The 11636-nt window shown below is 52.9% G+C and carries 8 protein-coding genes; 1 reads left to right on the top strand and 7 read right to left on the bottom strand.

Annotated elements, in window-relative coordinates; translation table 11 throughout:
- Nucleotides 1–6: 6 nt before the first annotated feature.
- Genes FJ146_01320 through FJ146_01310 form a run of 3 tightly spaced genes read right to left on the bottom strand, consistent with a single transcriptional unit; the run spans nucleotide 7 to nucleotide 4135 of the window.
- Nucleotides 7–1047 (bottom strand): AI-2E family transporter, encoded by a 1041-nt coding sequence (locus FJ146_01320; protein MBM4250595.1) that lies wholly within the window; start codon nucleotides 1045–1047, stop codon nucleotides 7–9.
- Between the two features lie 50 nt (nucleotides 1048–1097).
- Entirely contained in the window at nucleotides 1098–1853 is a 756-nt protein-coding gene (locus FJ146_01315) for a hypothetical protein (GenBank protein MBM4250594.1), read from the bottom strand.
- Nucleotides 1850–4135, bottom strand: a complete 2286-nt coding sequence (locus FJ146_01310; GenBank protein MBM4250593.1) for a hypothetical protein — start codon at nucleotides 4133–4135, stop codon at nucleotides 1850–1852. Before FJ146_01310 ends, FJ146_01315 begins: the two co-directional genes overlap by 4 nt.
- 96 nt (nucleotides 4136–4231) lie before the next feature.
- On the opposite strand from FJ146_01310, the gene FJ146_01305 reads away from it, so the two are divergent.
- Nucleotides 4232–4930 carry a TonB family protein gene (locus FJ146_01305; protein MBM4250592.1) on the top strand — a complete coding sequence of 233 codons (699 nt, stop codon included), beginning with the start codon at nucleotides 4232–4234 and terminating at the stop codon, nucleotides 4928–4930.
- Between the two features lie 8 nt (nucleotides 4931–4938).
- Here the strand turns inward: FJ146_01305 and FJ146_01300 are convergent, their stop codons facing one another.
- From FJ146_01300 to FJ146_01285, 4 genes are all read right to left on the bottom strand, one after another.
- A complete protein-coding gene (locus FJ146_01300) occupies nucleotides 4939–7239 on the bottom strand; it encodes a hypothetical protein (protein ID MBM4250591.1) in 2301 nt (766 codons plus the stop codon).
- A 78-nt stretch (nucleotides 7240–7317) separates the two neighbouring features.
- Entirely contained in the window at nucleotides 7318–9696 is a 2379-nt protein-coding gene (gene lon / locus FJ146_01295; protein MBM4250590.1) for an endopeptidase La, read from the bottom strand.
- Between the two features lie 310 nt (nucleotides 9697–10006).
- Nucleotides 10007–10603: a YkgJ family cysteine cluster protein gene (locus FJ146_01290; GenBank protein ID MBM4250589.1), complete on the bottom strand. Its 597-nt coding sequence runs from the start codon at nucleotides 10601–10603 to the stop codon at nucleotides 10007–10009.
- Nucleotide 10604: 1 nt separating this feature from the next.
- Nucleotides 10605–11633, bottom strand: a complete 1029-nt coding sequence (locus tag FJ146_01285; protein MBM4250588.1) for a D-alanyl-D-alanine carboxypeptidase — start codon at nucleotides 11631–11633, stop codon at nucleotides 10605–10607.
- Nucleotides 11634–11636: the final 3 nt, after the last annotated feature.

Below are 11636 nucleotides of genomic sequence, written 5' to 3'. Positions count from 1 at the left end.
CCTCAGTTAAATATCGAGTCCTTCGGACCTCGCTACTGTCGGCCATACGTGCAAAAGTGTCAAAAGACATGCCACTAAGATGGGACCAAAAAAGACTCCCATAATACCGAACATCTTGATGCCACCAAAAATAGCCACCAAACTGACCAGTGGGTGCATCTCGCCCCGACCGCGTAGAACCCACGGTCTCACCACATTGTCGACAACGCCGGTCAACCCACCTAGGACCAGAAGACCAATCAAACTGCCAACATGACCTTGAGCGTAAAGATAAACACACCCTGCTAGCCAAACCGGCACGCTGCCAAGAAGTGGAATCCAGGCAAATATAAACGTAGCTGCCGCGGCCAACGCTGCTGCAGGAATACCCGTGAGCAAAAATGCCAGGCCCATCATCACAGCTTGGGCCGCAGCTGCGGCCATACTGGCCCAGACGACGGAAATTGCCGTGCTTCTAAATGAATCGACTAATTTCTCCCGAATTTGGGAGCCTAGGGGGATCAGGGAACCTATCCAATGAATAAGCCGACGCCCATCGATCATCACAAAAAAACAGGTAAGGCACGACAGCACCAGCTGCATGATGTTATCTGGCAAACCTTTAGCCAACTCAACCATGAGTCTCGTCGCAGCTGCACCCCATTGATTCAACTGACTCAGTACCAACTTTTTCAACGCATCCGGACTATCGGCTACCACAGACAAGGGCCAGACGCCGCTGAGCTCCACGAGTAAATCATCGACTGGCGTTAGCTGCAGCTGCGACGCCCACGCACCAATCATGACCGCTTGCCTCGCGACGAGCACCATAAAGACACCAAGAGGAATAACGACCAGTAGTAGTAGCCCCATCGTCGCCAGCCCCGCAGCGAAAGAGACGGAGAGCTTACGCCTCAAAGTCACGTAGAACGGGCGTGCAAGCATGGCCATAAACCCTCCCGTCAGGAGAGACATCACGTAGGACTCGACCATCCAAAAGGTCAGACCAATAATGATCGCCATCGTCAGCAGAAAAGTCGCCAACGAGGTTTTGCTGCCATGCTGCATGCTGGGGCTCCACGACTGCGGCACAGCACGGTCGCGAGCCCGCCCTGGACTCAATTAGCTGTGACGTCTACCACATCGATACCAAATGCCGAGGTTTTTGTCCCTCGTGCAGTGACAATGACCGTGTATTTCCCGGAACCGGTTGGTGTCCAAGTGGTACTGACCTTGTTTTTAGCATCGAGTCTCCCACCACTCACAAACCATCCGACGCGGTAAGTCTCGTCATTCACTTCGGTCAAATCGGCCTTGATCTCCTGCTCCGATCCGTTAATCGTGCCATCTTTCGTGGGGTTGGTAATGGCTATGGTCGGCAGATTATTTTTGCTTGTCAGCTCGGCTGCTCCCGACGGATAAATGACTAAATTTCCGACCAGAATTTGCGTGCTGCTTTGCCCAACCAGGGATATTGCATAACGAACGGTGGCAAATCCATTACTGGGATCAAAGTAGATCAAGGATGCTGGTGGCACGACCCCCGTAGCCTTCACCTTGACTATACGCAGACTAGAGTGGTCCTCGTAGCTAACCTCGCCAACAGTGAAGTTGGAGATGGACACCTTCCGTAGTGAGCCTTGCAAGTCTTGGTAAGGTGTCGCTGTCACCGTCTCGCCTAGCGGTGCTGCCGCGTAAAAGGTGAACTCCACTTGACTAGGTACCGCATCGGTACTAGGGGGTGCAATCACGGGTGAAGTCAAAAGCCCAAGTCCGCGCAGCTTGGCAATCCGCTCAAAGCGGTCTTCGTCACCGTCGCAGGCAATATTGATGAAAACTAGAAGCAGCAAGGATGCGCGCCATATGTGTCTCATAGGATCCCCCTAACTTCGATATAAGGAACAGGTGGTACGCTACGTACAAATTCTTGCTTCGAATAATCGTAGTTATAGTTAACACCTTGGACCTGTGGCTTCAGCGCCAAATTTTCGATACCAAAGCGCCAGGTCAGCTTCCAAGTATCGAAGAGTACCTCGCGGTCAGCATAGAGATTCAGCTCGTAATACACCGGTTCCCGCTTGTTATAGAGCGGCGTGGTAAAGCTCTGCCTTGGCTCGTAACGGTTTAGGTTGACGTTATAAACCGAGTAATCGACACCGTTGTAAGTATTGCCACTACGAAATAGCCCCCTACCACCAAAAGTCCACAGAGCCGAGTATTTATAGCTTCCCGTGACATTCAGGACATGAGTCTGATCGTACTCGGAATTGTGATAGAGCTGCGTTGGCTGCTCACGCGCTTTATTGATGGAGTAAGTGTAGGCAAACCAGCCAAAAATCCTCTCCGTCAAATTACGTCTGATAAAAAACTCCAGCCCCGTACTAAACGAGTCACCATCATTATCCAATTTAACTAGGGGATCACTTTGCACCGTCTTATCGATCGTCTTATAAAACCCCTGAACATCTGAGATCCAAAGATCACTCCAAACTGTCTCAAGACCGAGCACATAGTGCCGCGATTCGATATAGTTGAGTGCTGGGTTACCGAAACTTGCACTTGTCTCAGAAAACTCGGGGGTCTGTGAGTACTGGCCTAAGGCGCCTTTGAATGAGTGCATGTTATTAATTTGATAGCGCCAGTTAACACGTGGATCGGCGCCAGGCTGAGTCAGCTGCGAAAACCTAAAGGCGCGCAGCCCCGGCATGACGAGTAAGTCTCCGTAGTTTAATTCACCTCCAACCCAAAGTGCCTCGGCGATGAATGGCGAGACTTGCTCCACTTTTTTCTGCGGTGCCGACTGAGGATTGTAGAACGGGTCGCTAGGATTTTGCTCGGGAGCGAGCACTTTGACACTAGCCTTACCGTAACTTAACTCTGTTCCGACATAGACGCGGTCTTTACCGCCGAGCTTACGTGCGGCTTCAGCGTAGACGGCAACGCTAGTCGCAGCAATATCAATTGCGTTGTTGACGATATCGATGGAGTTGGATTGATGATTGAGGCTAGGCTCAACCTTAACACTCCAGTCTTGATTCAAGTCCTTTTTCCACTCAACACCGAGTAACTCGAATGATCTTTGAATATCAAACTTGGCTTTACCATCGGCCGTGGTTGATAGATCTGAATTCAGGATCAGCTTTACACCATCATACACGTGCGCACCGATGACTTTGACCACACCGTTTTCGATTGGGTGGACGTAAAAGATATGTTCGTCACCAAAGAGCGGGAATACGGTTAGCTCCATATTCCCTGCGTTTTTCAAAATAGGCGGCAACAGCACATCGAGATAACTGCGACGAGCTGATACCGCGACATAGTCCTTGCCGTCATTAACAGGCTCTTCGTGATAGATGGTGGAGAAGATCGGGATATTTACCCGAAACTCGGTCTTACTGCGTTCTGGAATCTCGTTTTTAGTCCTAAGATTGATGACGCCACCGGTCACATTACCCCGCTCCGGTCCAAAACCACCGGTCGAAAAGGCGACGTCGTTCACAATCTGGTCGGGGATGACCGAAATGTTGCCAAAGGAGTGAAAGATAAAGGGCACCTGAAAGTCATCGATTACATAAAGAGACCCGTTTGGTGGCGATCCCCTGATGACGATATCCGTGCGGAAGTTATTAACCTGGACCCCAGGTAGCAGACGCGGGATCTGCGCCGGATCACGCCCTGGTGCGACGCGCACAGCCTCTTCGGTCGTCACAGTTTTACGAGACGCCTCGGTGGGCTTTTCCCCCCTGACTACAACCTCGTTACTGTCACTAGGCGCTGCCGGCAAAAGGTAAACAGTCTGCTCGCCTTGAGAGGGGCTTAACTCAAGGTTCATGACCTCATAGCCAGATTTATAAAGCTCAATCTTTAGTACCACAGCGCTAGGTGGCAGCTTTAAAAGTCCCTCTTTGTCGCCATAGATCTTTTTACCACCTGGCAGGCGCGCCTCGACGCGCCTGATGGGTATGCCCGTGCCCTTAGCTTTGACGCGCAGGCTGATCTCCTGCGGAGCTGCCTCAGTTGTGGCAGGGCCATTGGGGGATGGTTCACTTTGAGCGTGCACAGGATGGCTAACACCCATGACTAATAAGACTAATCCCAATCCCTTTAGAAGATACAAACCGCGGGGGTTGGCAGCGACCGTAACACGCGACATATGGCGGTACCCCTTTAACCCTTGAAATGTTTGCTACTATCCTACGACGGCAAGGGAAATTGGCAAAGTAGACTTTGATTAAGCTAAACTAGTGCCATGACTAAACAGCTGACATGGAAGCATCTCTGGCTAGCCTGTATGGTGGGCTCCGTGGTCATCCATGTATCAGGTGGATTGTTTATTGCGACACGTGAGCGCCCGCCGGCCCAGCGGCTGCAGGCCGTGAAAGTTAAAATCGTGGAACAACCAGTGGTTGCTAAAGCCGAACCCCCGCCACCGCCGCCACCGCCGCCACCGCGGGAACGGCCCAAACCTAAGCCAAAACCACCCAAAGTCGCAAGCGAGCGTAAATCACCTCCCCCAAAACCAAATGAGCCCCCGCCTAAACCTGTACAAGGTTTGACCGCTGATGCTATGACCGCCGGAGGCAAAGTTGCAGCACCGCTTGGTAACACCCTCATGGTCGAGGACACCGGCGAGCGTCTTAAGGAAGAACCGGGCGCCCTTCAAGGCGATATGAGCGCTGAACCAGAGCTCATCCGCGATAGCATCACGAAGCCAGAATACACCCAGGCCGCGATCGATGCAGGACTCGAAGGGTCGGCTATAGTCGAGGTGTTGGTGGAAGAGACTGGTCGCGTACTAGATGCTGAACTTAAAAAGCGCATTGGTTTCGGTATGGACGAACGTATCCTGACCTCAGCCAAAGGTGCCCGCTTCAAGCCCCGTCGCAACCGCTACGGCAGGGCCGAAACGGCGTGGACGGAGATTAAGTTCACCCTCCAGCTACCTTAGGCTCAAGATCAGTATCCTAGTTCAGTCAGGATCTCGGATTTCTTACCAACCGACATCACCCACAGCTGATGGACAGCTCTGGTAATAGCGATGTGGAGTGACTTTCTCGCAACTGCAGTGTTCGGGTAAATACCAATATTCACATCAGGGAGCACGACGTAGTCAAACTCCAGACCCTTCACCTGCGAGACATAAGTGACGTCAATCCCAGGCTTGAACGAGAACTCGCCATCAATGACCAGGCGCACGTCAAGGTTACCAGCAAGCGCCTCGTAGAAATGACGTGCGTTTTCTTCGTTCTCGCAGATAATGGCGACCGAGGCGAGAGGCTCGCGCCCAGTCAGCTGATTTAAAACGTCGGTCATTTCGACCACGGCTAGGCCTTCGTTAGGCACGGCCGTAAAGATGACATCACGCCCCTCTCTGATGGACTTCGGCAAGTCACCTGGGGCCATGGCTCCGAGTACCTTATGGCCAAGTTCGGCCACTGGCCTTGGGCAACGGTAGTTCGTACTAAGCCTAGCCTCTGAGGTTTCCGCCACATCTAGCTGCGCCAGCGCATCATCCCAGCCGCGGAACACAACACTCGGATCAGACTGCTGCGCCGCGTCACCAGCGACGGTTAAGGTAGCATCAGCCCCCAGACTCTGACCTAAAATACGCAGCTCCAGTGGAGCCAAATCCTGGGCCTCATCGATGACAAGATGGTGGTATTCGGTAATGGACTTCGACTTGCGCGTCACGCGCCCGTGGATCAGGTGGAGCCACTCGAGTAGGACTGCAAAGTCCTCAACGTCGATGGTACCCGCGTAATCATCAATCTCTACCTCAGCACCTTCGACGTCCAGACCGGCCTCGTCTTCACGGTCTGCGTGATGCTTCTGTGGCTCCTCAAACTGGCGCCTCGTGTGCCGCGTTAGTTCGGCCAACATTTTTGCATTAATGTGACCGTCGCTATGCTGTATGAGGGCACTGTGGCATACGGCATCACCGTAAAGTTCAGACCGTGTCAAATCACCATCGACCAAGTTTTCCTTGGTCTCATGCAGATACTTAGCCAAGGTCTCCAGCTGCCACTTGCTTGGTTGCGTTGCGTCTTTGCGCACATGCGGGTCCTTCGCGCGCTCGAGTAGCGCATCGAGACGCGGCACCAAGGGCGCCTTTGAGGATAGGAGGAAGTCGATGAGATCGGTGCCCCACTCACCAATAAGTCCCTTAAGTGCACTAGCGATGTCCGTCACCTTCTGCGCTACCAGTGCCTCCATCGCCTTTAATAAGGCCGGATGACGCTTGATGTAGACGACAGCTGGGGGCGTCCACTCGTAAACTCTTTTGGGAATACGCTTCAGGATATGGCGCCCTTGATCAGTCATCCATGCGTCCAAGGTCTCTACTTTGACGCCATTTAGGCCCAGACCACCAAGCAGACGCTCCGTCAACCGCACCAGACCCTGCTCGGGTACCACGACCTGCATAAACCTAGGCGCGTAAAATCCAGGGCGCTGATAAGCAAGCAAAGCCATGCGGTGCAGCGCGACTGTAGTCTTGCCGCTACCGGCACCACCAAGAATGAGGAGAGCTCCGCGGTCCTCACGTCTAAGGATCTCGTACTGATCCTGATCGAGCAGCGCTGAGACATCAGGCAACTTCCGGTTGGTGATACCTATACCAAACTGCTGCACATTGACCGCAGTGCCGGCGCCACCGCTCAAATCTGGCGCGGACTGACTGCCGTAGCGATACCAAGGTTGTCCACGCTCACGGACCAAGTTGAAAGCAGGCGTGCTGACGCCAGTTAGCTCTCCACCATCAAACGTAATAACCCGCCGCATCACCAGCGTGCCTAAAGCAATACGACCAGGGAGTTCGAGCTCATATTCTTCGCCCTCACGGTAATTGAAGAACACCTTGGCCATCGCCGCGTGGCGCCAATCGATGATCGTCACCCCTAACTTGGTATCGATGAAGGTTTGGTAACCAATAAGTACATCGCGCGTGCGCCCATTTTCGAGTGTCTGCACATGAGCGAAGTAAGGCGCTCGCATATCCGGCAACTTCTTGGTGAAATCCCGAGCTGCTAAGCTGTGATGCGTGTACAGTTGCTGGAAGAGCGCCGGTAGGTCGTGCTCGTGTGCGCTAATAGCCTCATCACGAAGTTCGATGAGTCGCTTTTTGACGTCGTTCATGTCCGGCACAGCGGCCATCGCCTCGGCCCGAACCGCTTGCTTCACGTTTTCGTGAAGTGCGAGTTCCTGGTCGATGATCTTTTGTTCTTCAGGGGCCAAACTAGCCCCAACTTGCTGGCTCATGCTTACCTCTAGATGACGTCAAAAAAGGCTACTCACGGTATCACGGATTTCAGCCATCGTCGATCTAGAGGTAAGTCCTTACTGTGCCGGATTCGAAGCTGCGGCCGGCGCCGTGTGCGGCTGGATTTCAGGCAGCACCGTCACATCCAAATCAAGCGCCACCTTGAGCACCTCCTGAGCCGTATCTACAAAGACGAACTGAAGTTTACTCTTCACCTCCTCTGGTACGTCCCGCAGATCCTTCTCATTGCGCTTGGGTAGTAAGACCCTCTCAATACCTGCCCGGTGCGCTGCCATGACCTTTTCCTTGATCCCACCCACTGGCATCACTGATCCCCGCAGCGTGATCTCTCCCGTCATTGCCAGCACGGGGCTCACACGCCGTCCGGTGAAGAGTGAGGCCAGAGTGGTCAGCATGGCAACGCCTGCCGACGGACCGTCCTTAGGGATAGCCCCTGAGGGAACGTGAATATGAATATCTTTCTTCTCGTAATCAAAACCTGGGACAAAAGCTGGCAAGTTAGACCGCACCAGACTGAGGGCGATCTGTGCCGACTCCTTCATCACGTCACCTAGCTGACCCGTAAGGGTTAGCTTTCCGGAGCCTGGCATCAAACTGGCCTCAATAAATAGGATTTCCCCTCCAACCGGCGTCCAAGCTAGACCAGTCACTACGCCCGGGGGTGAGACCCGCTCGGCGACCTCGTGAACAAAGCGCTCTGGACCGAGGATTTCCTCAAGATCGCGTAGCTCAACCACTAGCTGTTCACCCTTAGCTTCAAGCACCTTTTCGGTCATGAAACGCATCGCTTCAGAAACCTTGCGTTCCAAATCCCTCACGCCTGCTTCCCGCGTATAGTGGGTGATGATCCGCATCAGCGCATCATCAGCGATTCTCAGCTCAGATGGCTTGATGCCGTGCTCAGTTAGCTGTTTGGGAATGAGATGGCTCTTAGCAATATGCAATTTCTCGGCTGTCGTGTAGCCGGTAAGTTCAATCACCTCCATCCTGTCTAACAATGGTCCAGGAATCGACTCGAGGTTATTGGCCGTCGCAATGAAGAATACCTTCGACAAATCAAAGGGCACATCAAGGTAGTGATCGGAAAAAGTCGCATTTTGCTCTGGGTCTAAAACCTCCAACAAGGCTGCCGCCGGATCCCCAGCAAAGCCGCGTCCAAGTTTGTCGATCTCATCGAGCATAAACACAGGGTTATTAACAGCAGCTCGTTTGATCCCCTGAACAATGCGCCCCGGCATCGCACCGACGTATGTGCGTCTATGACCGCGGATCTCAGCATCATCCCTTACACCGCCCAGGCTTACCCGGACAAACTTCCGACCAAGGGCCTTAGCTACGCTTTGACCTAAGCTAGTTTTGCCCACCCCAGGTGGACCAACAAAGAGCAGAATGGAGCCGCGACGATCATTCTTCAGTTTTAAGACTGCCAGATGCTGAATGATGCGCCGTTTGATCTTCTCGAGACCGTAATGTTCTGCATCAAGTAGGGTACGCGCCTGATCTAAATCGAGATTATCGACCGTGCTCTCGTCCCATGGCATGGCTAGTAGAAGGTCTAGATAATTACGAACCACATGCGTTTCTGGTGATGAGCTACCAAGATCAGCTAGGCGCTTAGCCTCATCGGCTGCAATCTTCTTGACCGCCTCGGGCATCTTCGACTTGCCGACTCTATCGACATAATCGTCGCGCGATTTCCCTGATTCATCCTCGCCGAGTTCCTCTTTGATCGCGCGCATTTGCTCTCGGAGGATCGCCTCGCGCTGCATTTTCCCCATTTTTGTCGACAGTTTTTCACGGATTTCGCTTTGTAGCTGCAACGCCTCTTTTTGCGTTTGCATGAGCTCCAAAAGCCGCAGGGCGCGAGCGCGCACGGAAACGGTCTCTAGCAGCTCCTGTTTAGTAGTGAGAGGAACCTCAAGGTATTCAGCGCATAAGTTCATTAAGAGGGCGGCGTCGTCGAGCCCATTGATCAGTTCAACTACTTGTCGCGTATCTCCAGGGATCAGCTGGAGTATGTCCCGCGCCATAGTTTTGACGTTGGCAACAAGAGCCTCGAGCGATTTGTCGTCGGCATCTTCGACGTCCAGTGACTCCTCCGCCAACGCCTCTATGAACTGTTCCACTTGTTCAAACTGGTTGACCTTCACGCGCGCTACCCCGCGCACCAGGACCTGGTAACCGCTTTCGGCTGAGCCGCGCATCTTTTCGACTTTGCACAGGGTACCCACGGCAAATACATCTTCGCTCCCAGGATCGCCGCTGACTTCAGCCTTTTGCGCTAAGGCAATGATGAGCCCATCGCGCTCATTGGCTGCCTCAATAGCAGCAACGCTGCGTGGACGCCCGATATTCAGTGGCAGTGTGGTGCCGGGAAAGATGACAACGTTGCGGGTTGGAAGTACCGGATACTTTTTCGTTTGCTCAAATTCCATGTTGGACCTCGCTCAACCTTTAGAGCCACTTGCACTTGGTAAAGATATGGTGCGATCGCCACCTGTCAATGCTCCCACCAAATATAAGGATGACTCACATTGGGAGGATCAAGGCAGTCATTTAGGCCCCATAAGACACAAAGAAGGCAGCAGTATCGGGTGGTTAGAACCCGCGAAGTATGGGAAGTGTCAAAAAAAACTTGCTCAAAACCTGTACGCCATGTAACTTAGAAATAGGCCAGGACACTGTGACAAAAGCTCGGGGGGGCTTGAATCTCAGAGGTACCTGGCCGATCTTTTTTGTGCTGGTTTATTTCGCGTCTTTTTGGCGCGCCAGCAGCTCAACCTTCTCGATAGCAAACATCAACGCCTGGTTGATGGGCATGATCTCGCTCAAGCTTGGGGTCGGCGCCAACGCAAACATCCGCATGTGAAAATCAGCGAACAACGGCACCTCGGTGCCATTGTCGATAGCCGTTTGCGCGGCCGCCACTGTCTCCGGCTGTAATCTTTTATGCCAAAAACAGGCGGCTAATGCTGGATGCTTAGTATCTTTTGTGCTCACAGCAGCAAATCCAAAAAGGCGGCAAAGACTAGGGCGCAGCGCATATTGCTGGCACCTTCCTAAGGTCTCGTCACGTGGATCAGGGGCATAAAACACACAGCGCCCCGAGGGATCTCGTGCGGCCTGGTCATACCACTTGTCGGCCTCGCTGTTTTCTACGAGTGACATAGCAAGCGGTAGCATCTCTACCACCTGCACTTCAATGCCTGGCTTCAAACAGCACTGGCCGCAGCCTTCGCGGCATTTGATTTGCGTCTTTGCAGCAAACTCGTCGGTGGCAGTCTGTGCCTCCTCAAGGAGCTCCATAGCTTTAATACTGTAGTCACTCACGAATGAGGACATATCACTCAACCTCGACCGATGTGGCCTCAGGCTTTAGGGGAATTTGCATGACATCTTTCTTGCCGACTGCACCAGATGCCGCGGCCGACCCATTGATATCGGCATCACGATTACCACTATTAACGCTGGATTTACTTGCCGCGGCGATAGCCTCGTTAGATGTCAACCACTTGATCACGCGCGTGAAATCAGCAAAGCGCGTGTGTTTACCTTCGGCGCCGAGAAAAACCATACCGAGTTGACGCCCTTCAAAAGTTTTGGCAGCAACGGCCAAACAGTAGCGCGCTATGTCCGTATAACCAGTTTTACCGGCGAGTATTTGCGCTATGTTTTTTGATAGAAGACGATCCGTATTCTTGATTTTTATATCACGGGTGCGCTCGCCTTTGTGTGCCACGAGTACGTATTCGGGCTTAGCCATAATTTCGGTTAGCATCGGATTACGCATCGTTTCTTTAAGAGCCACCATGACCTCGCGAGCCGTCGATACGTTCTCCGGCGATAGCCCGTCGGGTTCTTTAAACGAGGTTTTAACGAGACCCATCTTGCGCGCGCGCTCCGTCATCTTGTTAGCAAGTGCCGCCGGATCTAAGCCACAGGCCTCAGCCAAAGCCGGTAATGCTCTATTATCAGATCTCATTAGGGCGGCATGTAACAGGTCGCGGTGCGAATAACTCCAACCAGTAGTTAGTTTAGTTTTGTCGCCGCCCCTAGCGGCATCGCGATTGGACGGCGACATCTCATGCAAGCCGTCAGGATCAAGTTTACACTCTTCGGCAATGACCAAGGCACCAAAAATCTTCGATATACTTGCGATGGGCCGGACTACATCGGCGTCGCGTTCAAAAAGCGTTGTATTCGTGTCGAGATCCATGACGAGTGCAGCAGTCGATTTGATTTTAAGCTGCGTCAATTGTCCCAGATCTTTTGCATCACCCATACTTCTGGCTGCCGCAGCCGGCACTGATAACATACTCAAGCCGAGGCAAAATGACGCTGCTAACGAAGCCTTAACACGCACGAGAGACATGCC

The organism is Deltaproteobacteria bacterium, from assembly GCA_016874735.1.
Taxonomy (GTDB): Bacteria; Bdellovibrionota_B; Oligoflexia; order Oligoflexales; family CAIYRB01; genus CAIYRB01.
Note: the sequence above shows the minus strand (reverse complement) of the source record. Positions and strands in the feature narration are given on the sequence as shown.

Coding starts and splice junctions, on each gene's coding strand:
- FJ146_01300 (MBM4250591.1), bottom strand. CDS start 7,239: ATGAGCCAGCAAGTTGGGGCTAGTTTGGCCCCTGAAGAACAAAAGATC.
- FJ146_01310 (MBM4250593.1), bottom strand. CDS start 4,135: ATGTCGCGTGTTACGGTCGCTGCCAACCCCCGCGGTTTGTATCTTCTA.
- FJ146_01290 (MBM4250589.1), bottom strand. CDS start 10,603: ATGTCCTCATTCGTGAGTGACTACAGTATTAAAGCTATGGAGCTCCTT.
- FJ146_01285 (MBM4250588.1), bottom strand. CDS start 11,633: ATGTCTCTCGTGCGTGTTAAGGCTTCGTTAGCAGCGTCATTTTGCCTC.
- lon (MBM4250590.1), bottom strand. CDS start 9,696: ATGGAATTTGAGCAAACGAAAAAGTATCCGGTACTTCCAACCCGCAAC.
- FJ146_01320 (MBM4250595.1), bottom strand. CDS start 1,047: ATGCAGCATGGCAGCAAAACCTCGTTGGCGACTTTTCTGCTGACGATG.
- FJ146_01305 (MBM4250592.1), top strand. CDS start 4,232: ATGACTAAACAGCTGACATGGAAGCATCTCTGGCTAGCCTGTATGGTG.
- FJ146_01315 (MBM4250594.1), bottom strand. CDS start 1,853: ATGAGACACATATGGCGCGCATCCTTGCTGCTTCTAGTTTTCATCAAT.